The 24,462-nt window shown below is 35.0% G+C and carries 33 protein-coding genes and 2 pseudogenes; 14 read left to right on the top strand and 21 right to left on the bottom strand.

Features of this window, described 5'->3' with window-relative positions; translation table 11 throughout:
- Positions 1-65 precede the first annotated feature (65 nt).
- Positions 66-1,313 (top strand): MFS transporter, encoded by a 1,248-nt coding sequence (locus tag ACW0JX_RS24115; RefSeq protein ID WP_157417389.1) that lies wholly within the window; start codon positions 66-68, stop codon positions 1,311-1,313.
- A gap of 17 nt (positions 1,314-1,330) precedes the next feature.
- Here the strand turns inward: ACW0JX_RS24115 and ACW0JX_RS24120 are convergent, their stop codons facing one another.
- A complete protein-coding gene (locus ACW0JX_RS24120) occupies positions 1,331-2,212 on the bottom strand; it encodes a helix-turn-helix domain-containing protein (RefSeq protein WP_459245137.1) in 882 nt (293 codons plus the stop codon).
- An 80-nt stretch (positions 2,213-2,292) separates the two neighbouring features.
- Here ACW0JX_RS24120 and ACW0JX_RS24125 point away from each other — a divergent pair, with 80 nt between their 5' ends.
- Complete coding sequence (locus tag ACW0JX_RS24125; RefSeq protein WP_000635489.1) at positions 2,293-2,754, top strand: 2-thiouracil desulfurase family protein; 462 nt, start codon at positions 2,293-2,295, stop codon at positions 2,752-2,754.
- A 30-nt stretch (positions 2,755-2,784) separates the two neighbouring features.
- Here the strand turns inward: ACW0JX_RS24125 and ACW0JX_RS24130 are convergent, their stop codons facing one another.
- The 5 genes and pseudogenes from ACW0JX_RS24130 to ACW0JX_RS24150 form a co-directional block, all read right to left on the bottom strand.
- Positions 2,785-3,138: a YxeA family protein gene (locus ACW0JX_RS24130; protein WP_000833148.1), complete on the bottom strand. Its 354-nt coding sequence runs from the start codon at positions 3,136-3,138 to the stop codon at positions 2,785-2,787.
- Positions 3,139-3,244: 106 nt separating this feature from the next.
- Positions 3,245-3,430, bottom strand: a complete 186-nt coding sequence (locus ACW0JX_RS24135) for a methyltransferase (RefSeq protein WP_459245138.1) — start codon at positions 3,428-3,430, stop codon at positions 3,245-3,247.
- A gap of 101 nt (positions 3,431-3,531) precedes the next feature.
- Positions 3,532-3,725: pseudogene (locus tag ACW0JX_RS24140) on the bottom strand (hypothetical protein).
- Positions 3,726-3,824: 99 nt separating this feature from the next.
- Positions 3,825-4,601, bottom strand: coding sequence for a hypothetical protein (locus ACW0JX_RS24145; RefSeq protein ID WP_459245139.1), 777 nt, complete (start codon positions 4,599-4,601; stop codon positions 3,825-3,827).
- A gap of 389 nt (positions 4,602-4,990) precedes the next feature.
- A pseudogene (locus ACW0JX_RS24150) lies at positions 4,991-5,083 on the bottom strand (iron-sulfur cluster assembly accessory protein); the annotation flags it as partial.
- A gap of 405 nt (positions 5,084-5,488) precedes the next feature.
- Here ACW0JX_RS24150 and ACW0JX_RS24155 point away from each other — a divergent pair.
- Positions 5,489-6,052, top strand: coding sequence for a GNAT family N-acetyltransferase (locus ACW0JX_RS24155; RefSeq protein WP_001068190.1), 564 nt, complete (start codon positions 5,489-5,491; stop codon positions 6,050-6,052).
- Between the two features lie 105 nt (positions 6,053-6,157).
- Here ACW0JX_RS24155 and ACW0JX_RS24160 read toward each other — a convergent pair whose 3' ends face one another.
- The 3 genes from ACW0JX_RS24160 to ACW0JX_RS24170 form a co-directional block, all read right to left on the bottom strand.
- Positions 6,158-6,511 carry a HesB/IscA family protein gene (locus tag ACW0JX_RS24160; RefSeq protein ID WP_053563443.1) on the bottom strand — a complete coding sequence of 118 codons (354 nt, stop codon included), beginning with the start codon at positions 6,509-6,511 and terminating at the stop codon, positions 6,158-6,160.
- Positions 6,512-6,552: 41 nt separating this feature from the next.
- Entirely contained in the window at positions 6,553-7,419 is an 867-nt protein-coding gene (dapF, locus tag ACW0JX_RS24165; RefSeq protein WP_000077392.1) for a diaminopimelate epimerase, read from the bottom strand.
- A gap of 246 nt (positions 7,420-7,665) precedes the next feature.
- Positions 7,666-7,905, bottom strand: coding sequence for a YuzB family protein (locus ACW0JX_RS24170; protein ID WP_000595026.1), 240 nt, complete (start codon positions 7,903-7,905; stop codon positions 7,666-7,668).
- Positions 7,906-8,257: 352 nt separating this feature from the next.
- On the opposite strand from ACW0JX_RS24170, the gene ACW0JX_RS24175 reads away from it, so the two are divergent.
- The 4 genes from ACW0JX_RS24175 (at position 8,258) to ACW0JX_RS24190 (ending at position 11,230) form a co-directional block, all read left to right on the top strand.
- Complete coding sequence (locus tag ACW0JX_RS24175) at positions 8,258-9,328, top strand: NAD(P)/FAD-dependent oxidoreductase (protein ID WP_000682065.1); 1,071 nt, start codon at positions 8,258-8,260, stop codon at positions 9,326-9,328.
- A gap of 233 nt (positions 9,329-9,561) precedes the next feature.
- Complete coding sequence (locus tag ACW0JX_RS24180; RefSeq protein ID WP_001054090.1) at positions 9,562-9,735, top strand: aspartyl-phosphate phosphatase Spo0E family protein; 174 nt, start codon at positions 9,562-9,564, stop codon at positions 9,733-9,735.
- Positions 9,736-9,789: 54 nt separating this feature from the next.
- Positions 9,790-10,449: an ABC transporter ATP-binding protein gene (locus tag ACW0JX_RS24185; protein ID WP_459245140.1), complete on the top strand. Its 660-nt coding sequence runs from the start codon at positions 9,790-9,792 to the stop codon at positions 10,447-10,449.
- A complete protein-coding gene (locus tag ACW0JX_RS24190; protein ID WP_000679254.1) occupies positions 10,433-11,230 on the top strand; it encodes an ABC transporter permease in 798 nt (265 codons plus the stop codon). Before ACW0JX_RS24185 ends, ACW0JX_RS24190 begins: the two co-directional genes overlap by 17 nt.
- Before the next feature lie 200 nt (positions 11,231-11,430).
- Here ACW0JX_RS24190 and phnA read toward each other — a convergent pair whose 3' ends face one another.
- The 5 genes from phnA to ACW0JX_RS24215 all read right to left on the bottom strand — a co-directional run bounded on the left by phnA (position 11,431) and on the right by ACW0JX_RS24215 (position 14,043).
- A complete protein-coding gene (gene phnA / locus ACW0JX_RS24195) occupies positions 11,431-11,772 on the bottom strand; it encodes an alkylphosphonate utilization operon protein PhnA (RefSeq protein WP_000212735.1) in 342 nt (113 codons plus the stop codon).
- 159 nt (positions 11,773-11,931) lie between these two features.
- The gene (locus tag ACW0JX_RS24200) at positions 11,932-12,213 is read right to left on the bottom strand and encodes a hypothetical protein (RefSeq protein WP_459245141.1); all 282 of its coding nucleotides are present in this window, start codon (positions 12,211-12,213) and stop codon (positions 11,932-11,934) included.
- A 69-nt stretch (positions 12,214-12,282) separates the two neighbouring features.
- Positions 12,283-13,080 (bottom strand): DUF2628 domain-containing protein, encoded by a 798-nt coding sequence (locus tag ACW0JX_RS24205; protein WP_072940842.1) that lies wholly within the window; start codon positions 13,078-13,080, stop codon positions 12,283-12,285.
- 288 nt (positions 13,081-13,368) lie between these two features.
- The gene (locus ACW0JX_RS24210) at positions 13,369-13,752 is read right to left on the bottom strand and encodes a hypothetical protein (RefSeq protein WP_168410367.1); all 384 of its coding nucleotides are present in this window, start codon (positions 13,750-13,752) and stop codon (positions 13,369-13,371) included.
- Positions 13,753-13,788: 36 nt separating this feature from the next.
- A complete protein-coding gene (locus ACW0JX_RS24215; RefSeq protein WP_000383680.1) occupies positions 13,789-14,043 on the bottom strand; it encodes a DUF7660 family protein in 255 nt (84 codons plus the stop codon).
- Between the two features lie 89 nt (positions 14,044-14,132).
- On the opposite strand from ACW0JX_RS24215, the gene ACW0JX_RS24220 reads away from it, so the two are divergent.
- Positions 14,133-14,603, top strand: coding sequence for an SMI1/KNR4 family protein (locus tag ACW0JX_RS24220; RefSeq protein ID WP_053563438.1), 471 nt, complete (start codon positions 14,133-14,135; stop codon positions 14,601-14,603).
- Positions 14,590-15,228 (top strand): DUF4304 domain-containing protein, encoded by a 639-nt coding sequence (locus ACW0JX_RS24225; RefSeq protein WP_459245796.1) that lies wholly within the window; start codon positions 14,590-14,592, stop codon positions 15,226-15,228. The genes ACW0JX_RS24220 and ACW0JX_RS24225 overlap by 14 nt, the downstream gene beginning before the upstream one ends.
- Positions 15,229-15,230: 2 nt before the next feature.
- Here the strand turns inward: ACW0JX_RS24225 and ACW0JX_RS24230 are convergent, their stop codons facing one another.
- From ACW0JX_RS24230 to ACW0JX_RS24250, 5 genes are all read right to left on the bottom strand, one after another.
- Positions 15,231-16,034: a leucine-rich repeat domain-containing protein gene (locus ACW0JX_RS24230; protein ID WP_459245142.1), complete on the bottom strand. Its 804-nt coding sequence runs from the start codon at positions 16,032-16,034 to the stop codon at positions 15,231-15,233.
- A 10-nt stretch (positions 16,035-16,044) separates the two neighbouring features.
- Positions 16,045-16,713, bottom strand: coding sequence for a hypothetical protein (locus ACW0JX_RS24235; RefSeq protein WP_459245143.1), 669 nt, complete (start codon positions 16,711-16,713; stop codon positions 16,045-16,047).
- 113 nt (positions 16,714-16,826) lie between these two features.
- Positions 16,827-17,504: a CPBP family intramembrane glutamic endopeptidase gene (locus ACW0JX_RS24240; protein ID WP_459245144.1), complete on the bottom strand. Its 678-nt coding sequence runs from the start codon at positions 17,502-17,504 to the stop codon at positions 16,827-16,829.
- A 97-nt stretch (positions 17,505-17,601) separates the two neighbouring features.
- Positions 17,602-18,396, bottom strand: coding sequence for a nucleotidyltransferase domain-containing protein (locus tag ACW0JX_RS24245; RefSeq protein WP_134207568.1), 795 nt, complete (start codon positions 18,394-18,396; stop codon positions 17,602-17,604).
- 52 nt (positions 18,397-18,448) lie between these two features.
- A complete protein-coding gene (locus ACW0JX_RS24250; RefSeq protein WP_000248588.1) occupies positions 18,449-18,757 on the bottom strand; it encodes a YuzD family protein in 309 nt (102 codons plus the stop codon).
- Positions 18,758-18,952: 195 nt separating this feature from the next.
- On the opposite strand from ACW0JX_RS24250, the gene ACW0JX_RS24255 reads away from it, so the two are divergent.
- Together ACW0JX_RS24255 and ACW0JX_RS24260 are read left to right on the top strand one after the other, a co-directional pair.
- Positions 18,953-19,189, top strand: coding sequence for a NifU family protein (locus ACW0JX_RS24255; protein ID WP_000431159.1), 237 nt, complete (start codon positions 18,953-18,955; stop codon positions 19,187-19,189).
- Between the two features lie 319 nt (positions 19,190-19,508).
- Complete coding sequence (locus ACW0JX_RS24260; protein WP_001125507.1) at positions 19,509-19,724, top strand: hypothetical protein; 216 nt, start codon at positions 19,509-19,511, stop codon at positions 19,722-19,724.
- A gap of 61 nt (positions 19,725-19,785) precedes the next feature.
- Here ACW0JX_RS24260 and yutH read toward each other — a convergent pair whose 3' ends face one another.
- A complete protein-coding gene (yutH, locus tag ACW0JX_RS24265; protein ID WP_088025375.1) occupies positions 19,786-20,787 on the bottom strand; it encodes a spore coat putative kinase YutH in 1,002 nt (333 codons plus the stop codon).
- Between the two features lie 120 nt (positions 20,788-20,907).
- Here yutH and ACW0JX_RS24270 point away from each other — a divergent pair, with 120 nt between their 5' ends.
- Positions 20,908-21,399, top strand: a complete 492-nt coding sequence (locus ACW0JX_RS24270; RefSeq protein WP_000665102.1) for a phosphatidylglycerophosphatase A family protein — start codon at positions 20,908-20,910, stop codon at positions 21,397-21,399.
- Positions 21,400-21,422: 23 nt separating this feature from the next.
- On the opposite strand, the gene ACW0JX_RS24275 is transcribed toward ACW0JX_RS24270, so the two are convergent.
- A complete protein-coding gene (locus ACW0JX_RS24275) occupies positions 21,423-21,902 on the bottom strand; it encodes a GNAT family N-acetyltransferase (RefSeq protein ID WP_088025373.1) in 480 nt (159 codons plus the stop codon).
- A gap of 162 nt (positions 21,903-22,064) precedes the next feature.
- On the opposite strand from ACW0JX_RS24275, the gene ACW0JX_RS24280 reads away from it, so the two are divergent.
- Together ACW0JX_RS24280 and ACW0JX_RS24285 are read left to right on the top strand one after the other, a co-directional pair.
- Positions 22,065-23,168, top strand: coding sequence for an HpcH/HpaI aldolase/citrate lyase family protein (locus tag ACW0JX_RS24280; RefSeq protein ID WP_459245145.1), 1,104 nt, complete (start codon positions 22,065-22,067; stop codon positions 23,166-23,168).
- Positions 23,113-24,459, top strand: a complete 1,347-nt coding sequence (locus ACW0JX_RS24285; RefSeq protein WP_459245146.1) for a phosphoribosyltransferase family protein — start codon at positions 23,113-23,115, stop codon at positions 24,457-24,459. The genes ACW0JX_RS24280 and ACW0JX_RS24285 overlap by 56 nt, the downstream gene beginning before the upstream one ends.
- The last annotated feature ends 3 nt before the right edge of the window (positions 24,460-24,462 follow it).

Consider the following 24,462-nt stretch of genomic DNA (forward strand, 5'->3'; position numbering starts at 1 on the left):
AGCCCTCACCAATCGGGCGTTTACTGGTTTTTTAGTTTAAATTTGTCACATAGAAAGGAAGTAATATGGAGGAACTACAACAAAATAAAACTGCTTTAGAAGGAAGCGGAAAACCGTTATTAAAAAATACGAATTTCCTTTTTCTTTGGGCAGCTACTCTTTTTTCAAGCTTTGCTTTAGCCTTTTTTACTTTTTCACAAACGTGGTACATAGCAAAAACATTAAACCTTGAAGCTTCACTCGGTGTTGTTTTCGTAGCTCTTAGTGTTCCAAGGCTTATTTTTATGATTATCGGCGGCGCTGTAGCTGATAAATTCCCGAAAAAAAACATTATGTTTTACTCCAATATTATTCGAGCGATTCTTGTCGCAACCATTCTCACATGGTTTATCGTTGGTGATGTAACACTATATACATTTGCTTTATTCGCTTTATTCTTTGGACTTGCTGATGCTTTCTTCTGGTCAGCAGATGGATCTATCTTACCTGAATTGGTAGAAAAAAGCCGGTTAACACAAGCGAATTCACTTACACAAATGACGAACCAAGCATCAGTCATCTTAGGCCCTGTACTTGGCGGAATTCTGATCAAATTTACAAACTACGAGACAATATTTTCTATTACAATTTTATTACTGATTGTCGCAGCCATACTCGTTCAAAAAATACAATTTACGATGCCAGAACTAAAAGATACAGATAAAGGTATGTTCACTTCCATTAAAGAAGGAATCTTATATGTAAAGGAATCGCCATTCCTTTCAACTTTCCTTCTTTGTAGCGCCTTTTTAAATTTATTTTTAATTGGTCCGATGCAAGTCGGTTTCCCGCTTTTCGTTAAAAATGTTCTGCACGGTGACTCGCTCCATTTCAGTTACTTAGAAGCATCTGTAGGCGGCGGAATGGCAATAGGCGCTATCATTGTCGGTTTAAAAAATATTAATCGTAGACGCGGACTATTTTGCATTATCATGATGCTACTGTCTGGTGTATTCTTCTTATCCATCAACTTTAGCACCGTACTTTGGCAAGCATTATTAGCCGGCATGTTTTATGGTATTACAATTGCAATGGCTATCGTTCCGCTTATGGCGATGATTCAATCGACAGTAAAAGAGGAAATGATGGGACGCGTAATGAGCTTACTTATGCTATCATCAATGGGCTTTATCCCGCTCTCTTATGCATTCACATCAATCGCACTTGCAATGGGAATTCCAATCGTAACCGTTATGAAAAGCGGTGCAATTGCTGTTATCGTCTTCGTACTATTTGTAGCGATTCGTGTTCCAGTTGTAAGAAAGTTCGACTAGCTACTTGGAGTCATGTATTATACGCATGGCTCCTTTTTAAATGGATCAAATAACGCTATCCCCTTACTTCTCCTCACAGCTGCTCCCCATTCTAATCCAACCTCTAAAAATAAATCTCGCACTGTACTATATAAAAGTGCCTTCACATTTTTACGGATTTCCCCATATTTATAAGCTCTCACAACACTCTTCACTCGCCAAATGAAATTTCCATACACTTCTTCATCAGCTAATATCTGCTCTAGTAAAACACCTTGCTCTAGTAACCCGCTCTTTTTATACGCAAGCTCGACCTTACTCCAAAATATATTAATTTTCTTCGGATTACTCGTCATCGGTACCAGTGCGTATATAAAAGGCTTCGGTATATCATGACGGCAATACGTCTCATCAAGCTCGTACGTTATTTTTCTTTTCTCTTTTATTTGTGGAATGTTTTTAGAAAGAATTGTTTCTCCCTCGGATTTTGGCTCCTTTCCGTTACAGCCAGCTGTATAATCCTCACTTTCACATGCGGACATTTTCATACGGTCATCCATGCGGTCAATTGCAGATATAAGAAAAATATATAAGTTCGCACTATACCCACCGCGCTTATGTCTTTCTTTTGTTGCAACACGCTTTATAATTCCTAGTTCCTCTAACTTTGCAATTGAACGGCGTACTGTACGAATACTCTTTCCAACATTCTTCGCAATCGTCTCCATTAACGGACAGGCGACTCCTACTGTTTTTTGTTTCTCATTCACCGCATACTTTCCTAAAAAATGAATAATGGTAGCATCCGTTTTATTCAATTGAAATCGATAGCACTTCAAAACTTGTTTTTGATATGTATTAAACTCTTCTTTACTTCGAAATTCACTGTATGGTTTCATTAAATTATATAAGCTTCCCATTTATATCACCTCATTTATAAGTAAGAGGCAGGAAGAGAATTTGGCGTGGAATTTAATATTTTTTTAATGGAGATGAAAATATGATCGTAATTAGCGCTTGTTTAGGTGGTATAGCTTGTCGATATGACGGAAATGACAATCTCGTTTCAAAAATAGAGGAGCTACTACAAAAAGAAGATACAGTCCTCATTTGTCCTGAAGTATTAGGAGGACTGCCAACACCTCGTCCTTCTGCTGAAATTATTGGCGGGAATGGCGACGACGTTTTGGACGGAAAAGCGAAAGTGATGACAAAAGATGGTGAAGATGTCACAGAAGCTTTCGTAAATGGTGCTTATAAAGCATTAGAACAAATTAAAAATTTACACCCAGAATATATTATTTTAAAGGAACGTAGTCCATCTTGTGGCAGTTCTACGATTTACACTGGTGAATTTAATGGCAATAAGCAAACTGGTTACGGGGTAACTACTGCTTTATTTAAAAGACACGGATTTAAAGTCATTTCAGAAGAAGAATTTGAAAGCAAAAAAAGGAATTGACCCTGTTCGTCAATTCCTTTTCTATCTGTCTTATTTCACGCCTAATTTTTCTTTCACTTTCGCTGGAAGCTCGTCTTTCTTTACTTCTTCCCAAGCTGATACACCTTTTTTATCTGAGTGATATACGCGTAGGAATGCTTCTTTACGAAGATTTTTTTGAGCTGTAAATTCTAATTCTTTCTCTTTACCGTCTTTATCAAAGCCAGTCAACTTATATTCATAATCTTTAAATTTTTGACCATTATCAGCTTTACTATGAACTTCTTTTCCATCTACTGTAATTTGAACGTAGTACTCATCTTTACCCATACGGTTTAAATCACAACCAACTAACAAGCTTGCGAATACAACTAAAATACTAAATAGTGCAATGTATCTTTTCATTTCCTTCACCTCATATGTTTTTTCTTATATTCTTATCTTAAAGCCCAGAGCTTAAAGAAGAAATTCAAAAACATGACATGAACATTACACTTTTGTAAGATAATAATTATTTCTTCACTTTAGAAATTGTCATTCCATCACCAATTGGAACGAGTACAGATTCTAAATGCGGGTGGTTTGCTATCATTTCATTAAACTTCTTCATAACTTCTGTATAACGTTTTTGTTTCGCACGCTCCTCAGCTACACTACCGCCAATAACGTCTTTCACGCCAATTTCGCCACTTATCACGTAATTTCCTTATACCGTTTATTACGCCCTCAATTATAATCTCTATTACAAGATATCTTACTAAATTAATAATAGGTTTAATTACGTATCTCCCTATGAATTCAAAAATATCCTCCATCATATTTTCCTCCTTCTTTCAAAAGGAAGCTGCTACTCCTCCGCGTCCTTTTACGTCCAGTTACAATCGCTGCCCTACTGCGGTATATATCAACAAAAATAATACGAAAACAACATCCACAATAACGCTATTGAATTTGGAAGAAACTTCGGTAAATACTAATACTATAGTTAACATGGCTAAGAGAATTATTTTTTCACCTATATTCGGAGATGCTCCCAAAAACTTTATAAAATCAAAGACAACTTTACTACAACTCTTCCCGTAACTAATTTATTATCGTGGTAAACCGTCTTCCACTACATCCGTAACAGTTCCATTCGGTTCAAAGATTACACGTAATGATCCTTCTCCACCATAACCAGTATAGTCATATACTGAATAAGATTTATATTTCTCAATCACATGTGGCTGTCCAATTGCAGCTTTTACCTGATTCGCGGGCATACCTTTTTTTATTTTCAAATATTGATTGTAACTTACTGCTGCCGAATTGTTATTTACATCTTTATACCACGGTACACGATCGTTTTTTTCTTCATATTCCTTTACAGGCTCTTCAATACGTTTCGTAGATACCCGATTCTCCTTACCTTTACCTTTATCTTTATCTGTATCCTTTATAGCAGTACGTTCAATATTCACAACGTAACCATATGTATTTAATTCAACCATAATTTCATATGTACCATCCGTATCTTTTTCAGTATAAAATACGCGTTTTTCATTGTTATTATAATATTTTATGTTCTCACCACCGTAGTCAATCGTATTAAGAATATCCGTATACGTCATACCTTCCTCAATCTTTTGAGATTCATCATGAGAAATATAACGCTTCTGTGATGATGGAGCGTCCTCATTTTTAATACTTTCACGTTTACTCGTAGTCATAGGTGTTTTCTTCTGATCTTTTAATACGTCACCTTCCGCCTTCGCTGGTTGCTTTGCTCCTACTTTTGTTAATACGTCTGTATCGCTAGAACAAGCTCCCAAAATCGATACTGTAGTCAACGCCATCCCTACTATAAGTACTTTCTTAAATGACTTCACTCTAATCCCCCCGGTATTTTTTAATATTTAGTAATCAACGTATTTAAATTAATACGGAACTATTCAGTTCTATACAATTTGCTATAGCCTTCTCTCTCATGCACCTTTTTTATATAAAGTGAAACTTTAATCAGCCCTCACCAATCATCTTCGTTACAAATATTAACATTAAATATAACTAATAAATAGTATATTTCTTCTATTCATTTACATTTCTGTTGCATAATATTTTCCGAAACGAACAATATGAAACTCGAATTAACAATTTTTATCATATATTCCACATATAATAACATTAAAATTTAATTTAAAAATCACTTTGCATGCATTTTCTGTTTTAACGCCAAAAGAAAAGACCTTTCTAACGATTTTATTCTATCGCTAAAAACTTAGCATTCTTCTGGCTTACCAGCATTCATCGCTGTACGGAAAAGTGATCCAAATCTGCATGATGCGATTGCGTTTAGATAATCAATCGTGAATTATGCGTTCAATTTAAAGCAGGTTAAAAAATAATAATTTCTTATTCAATTAACCTATTCATTAGTTTAACAACCTAATGTTGCTGTACCAACTGATAGTTTAGTTTTCAATATATGAAAAGGGATTTCTAAATGATGAATTGAATATATATTTATTGTTTACTCGTTTTTGAGAGGTTCCTTTATGAGAGATAAGCCTTACTATATTCCTGTACTTCGCACAGTTCTATAATAACTAATAGTGATGCTGTGACGTGATTTTCTATTAGTGAGATAAAGTATTTTTCAATTCATTTATTATAAATTGCAACTCTCGTCCCCCAGAATTATTTCTTTTGGGTGAAAGTTTTTTATGATACAAGTTTCATTCTGTCCTAATTTAAAGTTTTCGAGAGGAGAAATGATATGAACCCTATTTTATTAGATGTTCCGTTACAAATAGAAACAGACAGACTCATTCTTCGAGCACCACTTCAAGCTGGTGAAGGGGATATAGTACAACAAGCTATTAAAGATTCCATTAATGAATTAAAGCAATGGTTGTCTTTATTTCAGTCCATTCCTACTGTTGAAGAAACGGAAATTCTTCTGAGAAATGCACATATAGATTTTTTGAAAAGAGAAAGCTTTCGCTATCTTATCTATCATAAAGAGACGAATGATTTTGTTGGAACAGCTAGCCTTCATCGAATTGATTGGAAGGTTTCTAAATGTGAAATTGGATACTGGATTAACACGCAATTTAGTGGCAGTGGATATATGACAGAAACAGTAAGTGCGTTAACAAACCTTGGATTTCAGTTATTCAAATTTAGAAGGATTGAAATACGATGTGAATGTAATAACACGAAAAGTCGTGCACTCCCTGAAAAACTAGGCTTTGAACTTGAAGGGATATTACGTAATGAAGATTTTTCAGCTGACGGCAAACAACTAACTGATACTTGCATCTATGCAAAAATAAAGTGAAATATTGATTAGCCTTGGTAATCGGGCTTTTACGGCAAAAGAAAAGACCTCCTTAACGATTTTATTCCATCGCTAAAAAGGTCTTTTTCTATTTCGGCTAAAACCTTAGCACTCTTCTGGCGTACCAGCATTCGTCGCTGTACGGAAAGATGATCCACATCCGCATGATGCGATTGCGTTTGGATTGTCGATTGTGAATCCGCCACCAAGCATAGATTGTTTATAATCAATTTTTACTCCTTTAACAATTGGAGCACTTTCTGTATCGATAACAAATTCAACACCGAAAAACTCAAGAACTGTGTCGTCTTCTTTTGGTTCTACTTCAAATCCTAAGCCGTAAGAAAGGCCAGTACATCCGCCGCCATGTACAGCAAGGCGCACGTACTTCTCTCCATCTTCAGCATCTTTTAACATATCTTTAATTTGAAAAGCTGCTTGTTCTGTTACTTCAATCATGAAATACACCATCCTTTCTGTTCTCATTCTATTATACATCTTTACGCTTCTATCTTGTACTCATACACTCCGCGGCAAATTACTTCCGCAGGTCCTTTCATTAACACGTTTCCTTCTTCTGTCCACGCAATCATTAAATCGCCGCCAGCTAAATGAACGGTAATTTCTTTACCACGTTCCATCTTCCCATTCAAAATAGCAGCTACAACGGCAGCGCATGCCCCTGTTCCGCAAGCTTGCGTTACACCTGAACCACGTTCCCAAACGCGGAAATTCATTTCTTCATCGTTTAAAATCTCGATAAATTCAACATTCACTCGCTCTGGGAACATTTCATGTGTCTCAAGAACTGGACCAAGTGTTGTAAGAGGTGCCTTCTCTACATCCTCAACAAAAATAACCGCGTGCGGGTTCCCCATTGAAACAGCCGTAAATGCATAACGATGATTATTATATAAGAAGTTTTCACGAATAAATGGTGTTTCACCTTCACCGAGCATCGGTATTTCTGCACGTGTTAGACGCGGTGCTCCCATATCGATTTTCGCTAATGTCACGAAACCATCTTCTACTGTTACTTCAGCCGTTACAATGCCAGCTAACGTTTCAATTGTGAAAACTGTTTCCTCTACTAGTTTATGCTCATACGCATATTTCGCTACGCAGCGCAAACCATTACCACAGCTCTTTCCTTCTGATCCATCATTATTAAACATACGCATTTTCACCGGAGCTACATCAGACGGACAAATTAAAATCATTCCGTCTGCTCCAATACCAGTATTAATATTTGAAACCTTTTCCGCCACAAGAGCTAAATCTTCTTCAGGAATTTGCTCTTCAAACATATTTACATATATATAACTATTGCCAAGACCATGCATTTTTGTAAAAGAAAATTGGCTCATTTGTATTCACTCCAAAAATAATTTGTTATTTTAAGTATAGAATGCATGCTTTTAGAACACAATATGAATGTCCCCCGTTTCTCATATTTGACAACGTTTGGCGATGAGCCACTCTTACACACATTGTGTAAGAAAAAAGCCCTTCTAAAAAGGGCCTTTTTTTATTTATCTATAGTATTAAACTACCCTCCAAAATAACGTTTTATCTAAAATAAAATGAAAAAGGCGTTGCTCATTCGCAACACCTTAAAACATTGGATTTTCATCCAAATACTCATATACATTATTAACAAGCTCTTCTACTGTTGCACCTTGTACAACTTCACCATTTACAAGTGCAAACGGTCCTTCAAAACAAATACCACAATACCCTAGACAACCATACTCCATTACATCTAAATTCGGATCTTTTTCTAATTTTTCTAGAGCTGCTTGTGAACCACTTGCAAGGTTACCTACACAAAATTCAATTAATGGTTTAATCAAAATTCTCCCCCCTGTACTACAAAACAAATTACCTTCTGACTTCATCTATAAGAAGAAAACTAAGCTGTCTCTTGTTGTTTTCGTTATACATCCTAAACTATTTAGTTACTTCACTATTTCACTTCAAAGTAGATGATTTTATTTTATATAACATGCTACTTGCAATGAAATAGTAACTAAAAAGGCAAAACAGTTTACTTTACTTTTCTTCTTATTGTACAACAGAGTATTCATTCATGCATTGTTATTTGTTCACAAATTCGATATAATTTGATTGAGTAAAGTCAAAATATTTTATTAATATAAAATTTTATGATTAGGGGATATTTCAACAGAAAAGGGGTAATCCATCATGAAACACCTCGTAATACTAGGTGGCGGCTACGGTGGAATGAGAATTCTACAAAGGCTACTTCCAAGCAACCAACTTCCAGATGATGTACAAGTGACATTAATCGACAAAGTACCATATCATTGCTTCAAAACTGAATATTATGCATTAGTTGCGGGTACTATTTCAGAAACGCATATTCGTATACCGTTTCCTGAGCACCCACGCCTCAATATTCAATACGGCACAATAACAAATATTGACCTCGAAGAAAAAGCGGTTCATCTCGATGGCGGCGAAGCAATCCAATATGATGATTTAATTATCGGACTTGGCTGTGAAGATAAATATCATAACGTTCCTGGGGCGAAGGAATATACACATAGTCTACAATCAATTGAACAAACACGTAAAACATATGAACAATTAAATAGTCTAGAACCAAATGCAACAGTAGCTGTCGTTGGTGCTGGCTTAAGTGGTGTGGAAGTTGCAAGTGAACTTCGCGAAAGCCGTTCTGATTTAAAAATCTATTTATTTGATCGAAAAGATAGAATTTTATTCCCGTATCCAGAGAAATTAAGTAGATACGTAGAAGAATGGTTCGTAAAACATAAAGTTAATATTATAAGAAACTCTAACATTACAAAAGTGGAACCAAATATTGTGTATAATCACGATGAACCACTTGAATGTGATGCAATTGTCTGGACAGCTGGTATTCAAGCAAATGAAGTTGTTCGAAACCTTCCAGTTGAACAAGATGGTAGCGGACGGGTTGTCTTAACGAAATATCACAATATTCCAAACAACGAGCACGTTTACGTTGTAGGAGATTGCGCAGCACTTCCACATGCACCATCTGCCCAACTTGCTGAAGGTCAAGGAGAACAAATTGTCCAAATATTATTAAAACGTTGGAATAATGAACCACTCCCTGATGAACTACCTGTTATTAAATTAAAAGGTGTTCTAGGATCTCTTGGTAAGAAGCATGGATTCGGTTTACTCGCAAATCAACCGTTAATGGGACGTGTACCAAGATTATTAAAATCCGGCCTTCTTTGGATGTACAAATATCATAAAGGTTAATACTTTACAGGCTGTCTACTATGTAGGCAGCTTCTTTGCATCAGTTTTTAAAAATTATCAGACACATCTTTCTCAATATGTATAATGATTTATTTTTCATTTTTATATTAAAAACTATTGATAAACAGTGTATGCTATTTGTAAGTTGTTTTATTATTTCCTTGAAGACCGAATTCATTCGGTCTTATTTTTTATGTTATAAATACTTTTGTAGGAGGCATTACATTCCACTTATGAACTTATCGAAACTAAACAATCGAATAGAAGCGAAAAAGAAAGAGTTAATCTATCTCGTTGAACGATACGGATTCACTCATGATAAAGTGATTTCTTTCAGCCAAGAATTAGATCGTTTACTTAACTTATTAATAAAACTCAAGACGCAGAAAAAACGTTGTTCGTTATAACCATTTCCCCCTCTTTTTTGATACGATATAACTAGAATCAGAAAGGAGCGATTTATGTTTATATTAAAAGACGTTATATATAAAGATATACTACACATTCCTTATTTACAGATTCAAAAAGAAAAGATCACTTGCATTATCGGTGAAAGCGGAAGCGGAAAAAGCACATTGCTTCGCATGTTAAACGATTTACAATCTCCAACATCCGGCACAATTGAATATAACGGAAAGTTAATTTCTGATTATCCGCCTATTCAATTACGTCGTGACGTAGTTATGCTTGGGCAAACTCCACCTCTTTTTGATGGAACCGTTAAAGAAAATCTATTAATGGGACTTCGTCTTTCTGAAAAACCATTTCCAAATGATGATGCCCTGCGGAGCGCACTACAAACCGTTAGCTTAGACAAGCAATTAGAAGATAGCGCCTCCTCATTATCCGGCGGTGAAAAACAAAGACTTGCCTTTTCACGTATCGTACTTATGGATCCGCCTGTCTATTTATTAGATGAACCAACTTCAGCATTAGACAGTGATACAGAACGCCGCGTTATGAAACAATTTACTGAACTAGCACGAAAAAAGAAAAAAACAATTATCTTCATCACACACTCACAACAACTTCCAGAAGAAATTGCAGACGACATTATTGAGATTAGTAAAGCAAACGGTGCAACTAGAAAGGAAGTGCTCTCTGTTGAAGGGCGTTATTGAACTCCAAATTTGGCAACTTGCAGCTGCTTATATTTTTATTCTTATTTTAATTGGACTTGTAAAATTAAAAGGAATACCTCGCGAAAAACAAATCGCGCTCGCAACATTCCGTATGACCATTCAGCTCGTACTTGTTGCATATGTCCTTACATACGTATTTGAAAACAGTAATCCATTTTATACAATTGCTCTCATTACTTCTATTACTACCTTTGCAATTTTTAATATTTATAAACGAGTTAACATCCCGATGTCTAAAGAATTAAAACGAGTAGCCGCCCTTTCCATGGTCGCCGGATCAATTGGGCCACTTCTACTATTTATCTTCGTTATTATCGGTCATGACCCTTGGTATGCTCCGCAATATATCGTCCCTATTACAGGAATGCTAGTTGGGAATGCCATGACTGGTGTTTCTCTCGGCGCAAATACGTTCTTAAACAATATGAAGTCGCAAAGAGGTCAAATTGAAGGTGCACTTATGCTCGGAGCAACACCGAAAGAAGCTGCTGCTCCGCTCATTCGAGACGCTTTTGATTCTGCTATTTTACCAACAATTAATTCTATGGTCGGAATGGGGATTATAAGCTTACCAGGCATGATGACTGGTCAAATATTATCCGGTGTATCACCATTCACAGCCATTCAATATCAAATCGCTATCATACTCGGTATTTCAGGAAGTACTGCCTTTGCTGTCATTATCTTTTTACAGCTTGGATATAAAACGTTCTTTAATAAGCGATGTCAGTTGAAAGAAATTGACTATGGTGCACGGTGAATCGTGCGTAGTTCGCGATGAATGAAATTATATTAACGATTTTTTCAATATATCTATCATAACTTGCAATATATCAACGATTTTTCAAATATATCTATCATAACTCAGAATATATCAACGATTTTGTACGAAATATCGATTTACCGACAAAAAGTGACATAATAAAAAGAGGAGGCTATTCGCCTCCTCTTTTTATTGTCTTACGCCTTCTTAACGAACTGTGATTTTAACTTCATAGCTCCGAAACCGTCGATTTTGCAATCGATATCGTGATCGCCATCAACTAGACGGATACTTTTTACTTTCGTACCGATCTTCACAACTGAAGAAGTTCCTTTTACTTTTAAGTCTTTAATAACAGTAACTGCATCGCCATCTTGAAGAACGTTTCCGTTCGCATCTTTTACAACTTTTGCACCATCATTATTTTCAGCTTCTGCGTCTTGGCCCCACTCATGAGCACATTCTGGACATACGAAAAGAACGCCATCCTCATACGTATATTCTGAATTACATTTTGGACAATTTGGTAAAGTAGCCATAAATTCATTTCCTCCGTTCATTATTTATACGTAAAAATCAAAATTGATGTTTACATCTCGATAAATAAAATTTGTATAGCATTTCTTTATAGTGCCATAGTCTCACGCTATTGACAAGCCTACCTCAAATTCTCATTTTTTATTGTATTTTACAAAATTTCAATTCGTATGCCTTTTTTCTATTTGTTCTTCTACTAATTTTAAAAATCTTCGTTGTGCATTTTTATTTTTTACGAGCAATCGTACTCTTAACTTACTTTGTAAATATGAGCGAACTTTGTAGTTCATAATAAATAACTTTCGATACTTCTCGTCTTCATATATCATTCGAAACCATTCATACTGCTGCAAGTAAAGTATGTTAGCATCAATCTTTTTCGTGTGTAAACCCGTACTTAAACTAATAGATCCTATTAGAGCTTCTATTAATGCTGAAATCATTTCTCTCCCCCTAATAAATAAAAGAAGAACCTTCACAAGATTCTTCTTTTCAAAATGAACGAGTTCCCTCTAGAAACCCCAATTATTTTCTTCAATATAAATTTGATATTCTTCTACTTCTTCTTCACTTAACTTCTTATTATTTTCATATACCTCTTGCCACTCGAAATAATCTTCATCGAAATAAACAGCAAATTTAATTTTCACGTTTTTCTTCTCTGTATAATCATAACCAGTAAACTCTACTACATCATAATCTTTTTCTTTCTTCACAAACTTCCAGGTTGGATTATCAGTCATAATCTCTAAAGTAACCCCTTCACCAGTTGAACGAACAACGTTTTTAATATTCGGCTCAGTTGGTAAAAGAGAAAGTCCGAGCATAGCTCCGCCAAACACAATCCCGACTATAACTTGTAAACCAATCATACCAGCTACACTAGCGCCACCCTTAGATTGTAAGAAATACGCCTTCTCATGATCAGACGCATCTTCTCCCTTACGAAAAACACGAACAGCCTGCTTATAATATAAACGGTTTCCTTGCCATCCAGTAAATATCATCATTCCTAATTGAAGAGCTAAACTAAATGTTACATAAATCCCCTCTGGAATATCTATAAAAGGGGTTATAACTATACTAGGTATAGCCAATAACGCAAATATAATAAATAACTTATACATTTTGCGATAAGCTAACCAAAAGGTTGGGAAGAAAAAGGCTACCCAATTCCATGTATTCCCTTGCGCAGGGTTTTCTACTTTACCCCACTTAAAATCATAATAAGCTGTATTCTTTTGAACAACTTTATGTAATTCTTGTGGAGAAATCGTTTCTTGTAAAACAGTGTCCTTCACGTACATCATCCTTTTCTTATTTCTATATACATTTATTGTATATGGACAAAATGAAGGAATCTAACAAAAAGTACACATATTTCATAAAAATGAACGGAAATCGAATATATTCCGACAATTATCCGTTTCTTATTTCATTTTACTTTTAAATATATTAAAATAATCATGTATCATATCTTTAATACACTAAGTTAATTATTTTATATATTCACTAAAAAGGATGCATCAAAATCATTTTTATACATCTTTTTTAGTGAATATATACTACATTTCCTCCCTCTTAATCACATTGAAATACTATTTTATTTCCCCCACATTCCCCTTCACTTTCTCAATAATATCTTCTATACGTTCCGCTATACATTCCAGCTCCCATTCTCCCTCACCGTGCATAGCTGTATAAACTGGACAGTTCTCATCATTACTATCTACAAAAATCGGGTCTCCAAGATATGAATCTATCCCTATTACAATCCATCCTTCTTTCCAATCTCCTTCTTCATTCCCGACTAAGCTTTGTCCTTCTTCATCAAAACTATAACCAAGTTGCCCTTCTTCTATTTCTTCACTATTAAACAATTCTATCGTCATAGGTTCAGATTCATACTCTAGCTCAATTTCATTATCCTCAGCACGATCTACATGTGTTAAAAGTTGTTTAATTTTATTATGGTTAATCATGATATCCTCTCCATTCTATCTTTTAAAAATCTAATTTTATTCATAATGAGCTGCCGCAAGTAACATTTGAGCAATAAACTTCCATGAAATATTTTCTGGAAACTTCTCTCCTTGATTTATATAAACCGATTCACAAGAACCTAACCAACTATTTAATGCCTCTAAATAAGTCTCTACCTCTACATTCTCCCATTCATCTTTATTCACTTTAAAATCCTTTTGGAGGTATACAAGAAATTTTAATAAATCTTCTTTAGAATTTACGTGATCGAGGTATTCATACACATCCATACTCCGTCCCTCCCTCTATTGCGTGTTATCTAAACTAACTATAATATATGACATAAGATTCTTAAAACTATTATTTGAGGTGACCGAATATGAAGAGTACAATTTGGGCAGACGATGACTATTTAAAACTAGCACCCATTAACGATGAACTAATCAAAAAAGCAGAAGAAGTACTGAACGTAAAGCTTCCAGAATCATATATAACCCTTCTAAAAGAACAAAATGGGGGAACTCTTCGTCTCGATGTTCACCCTACTTCAAAGCCAAATTCTTGGGCAGACGATCACGTTAATGTATCTGGTTTATATGGTATTTCTTTTGATGAAAATGAATCTAGTATTTTAGAGAGCTGCTATTTAATTCGAGAATGGGAAATGCCTGAGAATATCGTACTTTTATCTGGTGATGGACATACATGGATTGCATTAGACTATCGAAATGTAGCTGAAAATCCTCCAGTTATATTTATCGATAATGAGTTTGAGGAAATTATTGAATTAGCACCTAACTTTGAAAGTTTCTTACAAAACTTAACTACGTATGAATATGACGAAGAGTAAGCCTAGCTCTAAAAAGGAGCAAGATTTTATTACAAATTTACACGCCACTTTAAAACCACTCGACTTTAAGAAAAAAAGACATACATTTTTCAAAGCTGAAAACGGATTTTATAAGCTCATTAACATACAAAAAAGCCAGTTTGGAGATGACTTTTATATAAATATAGGAGTCCACCCTATCGGTCTCCCGCAGCTTATTACGAACCAATTACAAATAAAAGAGAACATTTCAATATTCGATTGCATTCTACAAACGAGAATAGAGCCTATGCATATCAAACAGAACCAGTTATTGCATAATGTTTCACATGAAACTATCGAAATTCCGAATTACCTTTCTACTATTTTCGACTGGTTTCAAACGTGGGTATCTTATGAAAATTTAGTGGAAACAAATATGCATTCCATTACTCCTGTACTAGCTGTCGTTCCAATATTACGAGAAAAAGCGTTTCTACTTCTTACCTGTTTTTCTTTCTACAAATTAAAACAGTACGAACAAGCTAATCGCTACTTACAGCAATATTTACATTGCACCGTGCATCTGAATACCGAGGAAAAAGAGCCCATATTCTTTCACGAAGTTGATATGTATATGAAAAAACTAGTAGAAAGTACAATGTAATTTCACATTGTACTTTCTACTAGTGCTTTATATTCCTCTTGTAACTTTTTAAATCGTTCTTCATACTTTTGCATCTTCACAGTATCCGTTTTTGAATTAAGGACTGGCCTTCTTCTCCCAGTCACCATTATATTTTCCCCATCTATTGCATCGTTCATATATACGTAAGGTTTAAAAGACTCACATACCGTATATGGCAATGCTACAGAGAGTTTTGCATACTCTTCCACTTTAAATTGATTAGATAAGCTTAACTCCTTTAAATTTTTCAATTGCATTAACGGTTCTAATGAATCATCTTTAACCTTTAAATTCATCAAAGTAAGCTTTTGCAACTGCTGTAATTCAGCGAGTGGTTTTAAAGTTTGTACTTTCATCGCTGTATTTATTCCACCACCCATATAGAAGGTATTAAGTTGTGTGCACTTACTTAAAGCACTTAAATCTTCTAACTTAGAAAAATCATCAATTAGTAAGGATTTGAGTTTTTTATTATAATCAATGTCCCATAACGTCTTCGCTTTTGTATTCCAGCACATATACAACTGTTGTAAATTAGACAATTTCTGAAGGCTACTTAAATCCTCGACCCTCATTTCGTAAACGTATAATATATCGGGACAAACATACGTAAGAATATGATCAAACTGCTTTTGATTTACTGTGAACATCCATAACTTTTTAACTTTTAAAGATGCTAGTCGTTCTATATTTTTTGTTTTCCCCTCAATCGCTACTTCTTCTAAATCACCAGCTATACTTGCTAAGTCTTTCATAATCTTCGGCTGATCACCAATCGGAAACATGTTATCCCCCCTACAACTCCCAAGTAATATTCATTTCTTCAAATGACTCCTTACTAACTTCCAATCCTTCGCTATCTTCCGTTCCAATCATTGCTATTTCATCTTTAGACAACTTAATTTCCTCATTTGGACTTTGGATTTTTTTCTCATACACAAGTTGTAAAAGCTCTATTTGTTCCGCTGTCAGTTCATACTCTTCTTCCAGTCTTTCTATTGCTGATTCTGTATCAAGTAATGGAATTTCTAATAAGAATCCGCCGTGCTCTTCCATCTCTTCAAATGAATCAATTGAATACGCACCGCTATCCTCAATCCAAAATGCAGTTGTAATAAAAGGAACTGTTTCGCCTTCTACTTCTTCTAATACGTATTGAAGTGCTTCTTCTTTCGCAATATCTATTACTTCCGAAGATGCCCCTTCAAAATAATTTTTCGCATCAATCCACTCATCAATTCTCTCGCTATTCACATCTTGAAGACATACAATCGTGTAATTCGGATGAAACGTAATTGTCCCTTGTCCGCCTTGGCTATCTTGCATACTATAGTTAAATCCATCCCATGAACTTTCATGTGAGAAATCTGGACAATGCGCTACATTAATTGCATGGGCAATCGAATTTAAAACGCAGCCTTTCCATAGTTGTTCTTTATCTATATGTAATTTATATTTACTCATCATCTTCCCCCATGCGCATATTTTTTTCTATTATCTTTCCTCTACACAATACTTGTAAATACTTTTCTATCTACTACAAAATAAAAAAGACTTCCTTTTTAAAAGGCGTCTTTTTATAGTTGAAAATTTACTAATAAATAAAACGAATTATTTAATAAATGAATCCCAATTGGAACGAGTAAATTCTTCGTTTTCTTATATGTGTATGCTAAACATATACCCATACCAAAAATATATAAAATACTACCTACTGTAAGGGGATGGCCAAAAGTAAATATGAAAGCACTTATAACGGCACTAGTAAGTGCAGAAAAGCGCTGGGATAATTTCGTAAAAAACATCCCCCGAAATAAAAGTTCTTCCCAAATCGGTGCAAAAATGGTGAGCACAACTACATATAAAATGATTTCACTTTTAGTAGGCTTTATTACTATACTAGACTCGTCCACACCAATCCCATGTGCTAAAACTAAATTTAATATTGCAAGATATATAAGAATTACAATCGCTGTCATTACTATCGTTACATAGTGTTTAAAATTATTGAATTGTAATGATTTTATTAAATGTAAGCAGCAATTTCTTGCCGGTGCATACATTACGATAATCATACAAAACGTGAAAGGTGGAATAAGATGATCTACATACCATGGATATAAGGAAGAATCATATAAAAGGTTCAAAAAACCAATTCCATGCATGACCCCAAAAATAATTAATAGAATGCTAATTACTTGGCGCATACTCATTTGTTCATTCTTTTTTTCATATGTAGCTAATTCTATATTCATCCTATCCCCTCCAGTATAATTAAACCTTTTAAACCATTATATACCAAATTCAACATAAAAAAGACAATACCCCCCACTGTATTGTCCATTTTCGTCCCTACCATTTCTCTCTACACGTCTCAATTAAATGCAGTAAGTACCTCTTCGTCATATCTGCTCTTCTCCACCTTGAGAGCATTCGCTTTTCTTTTGGATTGTGCCGTATTCTCGCTACTTCTTTTAATAAGAGCTCCCATTCTTCCGCTGAACGTTCTGACAAGTATTGCAGTCCTCTATCTTTTGAAACGATTGTTTTATGATCTAGTGTATATAAAATACGTCCCATCGTAACGACAGCTGATTCTACCCACTCTTCTATAAAAAATAAATATGGCTTCTTCGCCTTTTCACTCCAGTACTGTTCTACGTTATATTTCATCGTATTTACTACATCATTCCATTGTATTTGCAGCGGAAGATCTTCTGCTTCTTTTCCGGTAACTGTAATGCCTTGATTTTTCAACGTCCACCATGTGACCGCATTAATATCCCAATAACCAATGTCCGCTTTTCCTTCTGCACAATATACATACTCGTTCATTTCATCATTGTATTTTCCTAAGTCAGCAAGCGGAATATACATACCGTCCATTCTTTTACCTAGCGTATTATCACTAAGTTTCTTATGCAGTTCCACAAGCTGCTGTTTTTCAGCTTCATTCACGAAATCACTTATCACTGTAACAAAATCAACATCGCTCGTTTCTGCATAAAATGCACCAAGTGCGATGGAGCCGTAAATATATACCCCTACTATTTTTTCATCTAAAAAAATTTCTTTTAATTCTACTGTGTACCGCTCCATTAACTGTTGTACTTCCGTTGGTAACGCATGCTTCACTCCATTTTTCATATCTATCCCTCCAATAAAAAAAGCCTTTGCAAATTCGCAAAGACTTCTTGTTTTATAAATATTTCTCGATTTCTTCATAAACATCCTTCAAACGAGGATTTCCTTCTCCAACAATTTCTCCATTTACAAGAACGACCGGATAAAATAAATCTTCTTCCACTACGCGCTCTGCGAATGCTTTTTTATCTGCATCTTCTTGTTCTTCTTGGAAATCAATATACTCGAAATTAAATTTATTTTCTTGTCCTTCATATTTACGACCAATTGCCGCTTGTAACCATTCAAACGTTTCTGTTGAAGATGGCATTCCGACGCAGCTCGCACAAATTACTTTCGTCCCATACACTTGAACATTAACCATTTCTTCTCCCCCACTTCTTGTCCCAACAGTATATTCAGATGTCTTATTACATAAGCACATCATTTTACAAACTTATTCCATACCCCTATACTGAAAAAACACGATACAATATTTCGACAATAAAACAAGAAGAGAAAAAATAGATTTTCCCCTCTATCTTGATTATAATAAAACTGATGAAAGGAGTCGATAAAAATGGAAAACCCACATATGCAAGAACAAGTATTAGAAGTATTAGATAAATTACGTCCATTCTTACTTCGCGATGGCGGAGACGTTGAATTAGTAGACATTGAAGAAGGTATCGTAAAACTACGCCTTATGGGTGCTTGCGGAAGCTGCCCAAGTTCTACAATCACACTAAAAGCTGGTATCGAGCGCGCGTTACTTGAAGAAGTACCAGGCGTTATCGAAGTAGAACAAGTATTTTAATTAAAAGCGGAAGCGGCTCGTTCAGAACAGGAGGTCATTGGAGCTCCTGACGAAGAGGCGCTTTTTGCCTCACAGGAAGGCGCGAAATGGCCGACTGTTCTAGCCGCTGGAGCTAGATATTAATCTAAAAGCGGAAGCGGCTCGCTCAGAATCGCCTTCTAAAAGGAGACCAAATTTGGTCTCCTTTTTTTATTCAAATCACATTTATCCGTTAACATCATAAAACAAAATTGGAAATCCCTCTCAAAAAATGCGATAATTAATACTATATAGTGAATCGTTCACACATATACAGTAAAAAAACATAGGGGGACGACAAATGCCAAAAATGGGGAACACTTTTGTAACAATTCAAGAACTAGAAAAGAAAAAAGAGTATTTATTAGGCCTTTCATCCGTTATACCAACATGGAATACAAGCTATCAATTTTTATTTAAAGAAATCCAGCAAGAATTATTAGGTAAAGTAAATGAAAAGCTCGAAAGGCATCAATTCGTTTTAAATATATGTACAGATCAGCAGGTAGGGGCATAATGTATTACATAAAATTGTGGTATATAAAAAAGAGACCTCACTCGGTCTCTTTTTTATATTTTTAAGATAGCCAATCTAATTTTCTAATCCCGAGCTTATCTACTGGTAAACGAAGTGAGCCATAAAAATGCTTCATAAATTGCTCTGAGCGGTTCACATCGTGTAAAATGGCTTCTAAGCGATCTCTATATATGCTTTTTTGTTCTTCGTTTCCAGTTTGGTAATATCGTTCGACCGTTTCAAAATAGTGAAGCGGGAACAGGAGCCTTGCAAATAATAAGCGCCAACCAAATGAGGACAGCGAGTAATTTCGTTCATAATCTGTAACAAATTGAACGATTGTTTGATCCCAGTCTTTCTTTTTTTCAATCATCATATAGCGAATCCATTCTGCTATATCTCGAGTTGGGTGATCATACACCCAATCAAAAGGGAGTTTGAGACGCTTCGTTTGATGCCATAATAAAGGTGTGAATCGTTCTTGGCAAATTGTCGCTGCATCCGTTAGTTGCGGCGTATCATCCATTTCTGTATCAACAACATATTGAATGGCATTTTCTGCAACTCCTAAGTAATACGGGAAGGATTCAATAAACAATTGATCGAATACGTCTGTAGGGTGGTTCATCACTTGTGATTGCCAAAACTTTTCTAACTGATCGAGTCTCTTTTCCCATAACGCTTTCCATTCACCAATACGGCTTAATTGCTCAATTTCTTCTGGAAAGAATGCACCTCGTTTATGGAATATAGAAAGCTCACTTCCTAATGACATAGCATGTCGTTCTAACGTGCGCATACCTTTTAATAAGCAGTAATTTTGTTCTTCTATCTCACTTACATAGTAGCCGTGTATAGTCGGAACGAAAGTCGCTACAGTTATATCCCCTTGCTGGTTCATATAATCACTGAGCTTTTTCATCTCTACAAGTACTTCTTCCTCCATTTCTCCAATTGGAACAAGTACATAAATTTTGTTGCGAATCCAAAAGCTTTTATAGGGGCCAAGGGGGATTAATTCTTTAACATGCATGTGATAATGCTCATAAATATGCTGAATCATCGCAGTCGCCACCTATGGTTTTTCTTTATATATATGAGCTTGTGCTCGCCTTTCATTCCTATGCACATGATAAAGCAACGAAACGTATACAAATACTAAAAAGAAAAAAAGGTGATAAACATGAAAGAATCAAATCAACTACAAGAAAGAGCATTACAACTATTACAAGAACGCGGTGTAACAATTGACGATATTGCTGAACTTGTTCATTTTCTTCAAAAAAAATATCATCCAAATTTAGAGATGTCAGAATGCCGTTACAATGTAGAACGTGTACTATCAAAACGTGAAGTACAAAACGCACTGATTACTGGTATCGAGCTTGATGTCCTTGCTGAAAAGGGAATGCTAAGTGAGCCGTTACAAGATATTGTAAAACGTGATGAAGGCTTATACGGAATTGATGAAGTTATCGCACTTTCTATCGTGAATGTATACGGATCTATCGGTTTCACGAACTTTGGATATATCGATAAATTAAAACCTGGTATTTTAGAATACTTAAATGATAAATCAACTGGAAAAGTGCACACGTTCCTTGACGATATCGTTGGCGGAATTGCTGCCGCTGCCTCAAGCCGTTTAGCGCACCGAGCTGATCACTCGGAATAATAATGTTTTCTAGACCGTCAGTTTCATGCTGACGGTCTTTCGTATTCCATAAGCATAAATTCTCTTCCGCGACTCAAAAAAATAGGCCCTTGCTTAAATCCGATATTTTTATATAGCGTAATCGCTCTTGTATTAAATGTTGCTACGCTTAATCGAAACATTTTTGCGTTAAACTCTTTCGTGGCAAACGCTATTCCAGCTTGGAAAAATTCTTTCCCCATTCCTTTCCCAGTTAACGCCGGCTTCATACCAAGTCCGATATCAATCACATCTTCTCCACCATATAAATTAGCATCTCTTCCACCTGGTACTTGTGCATTTTCTCCAAAACAAAAATAGCCGATGAACTCTCCTTGATCGACACAACAGCCATAATACGTTCCATCTAATAGCTCTTCTATTACTTCTTTCTCGCCTGAAAAACTATATAAACTATATGGTTCCTCGTACGTCCACGTATTTATCTCATTTGCTTCTTCCTCTGTTAACTTATGTATATCCACTTTCTCTTTCCCCCTATTATATTTCTATTAACAATATTCGATATTCATCTTATAATTCATCTTTCTCAATATATTTTTTTAATTTCTCGCTTCATTTTTATGGAAGATTTTTCTTATTATGTTACGATTAAACAGAATCATTACAAATAAGGTGGTGACAATTTGAATTACTTTTCTTACCTCTCCTTAGAAGAACGGCAAAATTTTTTCTATAAAGAACCTCTTAGTTTTTCAAAAAATATAGGGAAAGAACAACTAGCTTACGCACTAGGCGCCACACTATATACTCCTGGCACGAAAGAAACGATTGCGGAAGATATAATTAGAAAGAAACATGTGGATGCTACCTCAATTATTCTTTGTCTAGAGGACGCTATCAGCGATGAAGAAGTAAAACTTGCAGTGCAAAACATCGTCGTTCAAATACAGCAAATCGCCAACTTAGTCAGTGCCAACATACTAAATCAAGCAGACATCCCACTTCTTTTTATTAGAGTTCGACAGCCAAGTCAAATGAAGACAATTGTTACTGAATTAGGTAGTGCTGTTCATTGTTTATGTGGTTTTGTCTTTCCAAAATTCACACCGATTAATGGAAAGGCTTATATCAATCAGCTTGCATATATAAACGAGTTATACTCATTATCACTTTATGGAATGCCGATTTTAGAATCACCAGAAATTATGTATAAAGAAACACGGATAGAATCATTATTACAAATAAAGGATTTACTAGACTCCTATCGCGATCACATCTTAAATATACGTATTGGTGCTACTGACTTTTCAAGTATATTTAGTATTCGGCGTAATAAATACACACCTATCTATCATATTACTGTTGTTCGTGATTGTATTTCGGACATTATTAACGTTTTCTCAAGGGCAACAAATGAATATATTATTTCAGGATGTGTATGGGAATATTTTTCTAATGATTATGAAGAAGGGCTCATCCAAGAGGTATCACTCGACCATGCAAATGGATTAATCGGTAAGACAGTTATTCACCCATCTCATATTAAAGTTGTACAGGCAATGCATATTGTCACAATGGAAGATTATTTAGATGCGAGATCCATTTTACAAAATGCAGATACGTATAATGGAGTGCTAAAAAGCAGCTTTTCTAACAAAATGAATGAAGTAAAACCTCATTATGGCTGGGCTCGCAAAACCATTTTAAAATCTAATATTTACGGGGTGCTACATGAAAACAAACAATTCACCGATCTCCTTATTACAAACGCAAAGCAACACGTATAACGTTTTAAATAATATACAAGTTCATGTAGAAGTACGTGATAATCCATATAATTTAGCGCTAGACAATCTGTTTCAAATGGCTGCGAGAATAAATAAGAAACGTAGTTTTTTATTTGTGAGTACAATCCTTGGAAAGCATCTTCCTATTAAACCTGCAGTCTCTCTATCAAGTGGATTTGCTCTCGCTGCAAGATATATGGAAATGCTACATAATACTTCTCATCCATTTCAAAAAGAAATTTTAAATCTCATTTCATTAGAAATTCATGAAATCCCAGAGGAAGTATTTCGTTATCAATATCCTCTGCAAGAAGAAGTTTTGTTCATCGGATTCGCTGAAACAGCGACAGCACTTGGTCATTCTATGTTTCAATGCTTTCAAAATGCAAAGTATGTGCATACAACTAGGGAATCGATACCCCACCTAGAATCTGTCATTACATTTGAGGAAGAACATTCTCATGCAACATCGCACCGTTGTTATGTAGATGAAAGTTTTTTTCAAAACAACAATCCAATTGTTCTCGTAGATGATGAGATGACAACAGGAAAAACAGCATTAAATATTATTAGATCTATTCAAAATAAATTCCCAAGAGAAGAATATATAATTGCTTCTTTATTAGACTGGCGTTCTCATACTAATAGAAAACAATTTAAACAATTAGAAGAAGAACTTCAAATTAAGATTCATATTATTTCTTTATTAGAAGGCAGTATTCATACAACTGGCCAACCATTAAATATTGCAAAAACAGATATTCAAATTAAAGAAACAAAACCTGATTTCAAAAAGCATACCCTTACCTGCCCAAAATCACCCTATACATCAAATTATATAAAATATACTGGGCGATTTGGCATTTCAGCATATGAACAAAAGCCCATTCATTCTTTCGCTAAAGAAGCGGGAAAAACTTTAAAAAGAGAAAGAATTGGAAAACGAACACTCTGTCTCGGAACGGGTGAATTTATGTATATCCCAATGAAAATTGCTGCTGAAATGGGTGAAAATATTTTATATCAATCTACAACAAGAAGCCCTATCCATCCTGTTTCAAATGATGTGAACTATGCCATTCATAATCATTTCTCATATCCAAGTCCTGAAGATTCTACTATTACAAATTACTTTTATAATATTTCACCTCATGATTACGATGAAGTATTTGTTTTTATTGAGCGTGATTTAGGAGAAGAAGCCCTGTTTCCTCTTCTACAGCAGTTACAAACAGTTATTCCCTTTATTCATATCGTCTCATTTTCAAATAGCATAGAAAAGGAAGGTTGATAA

This window comes from Bacillus sp. C-3-6 (assembly GCF_054509685.1).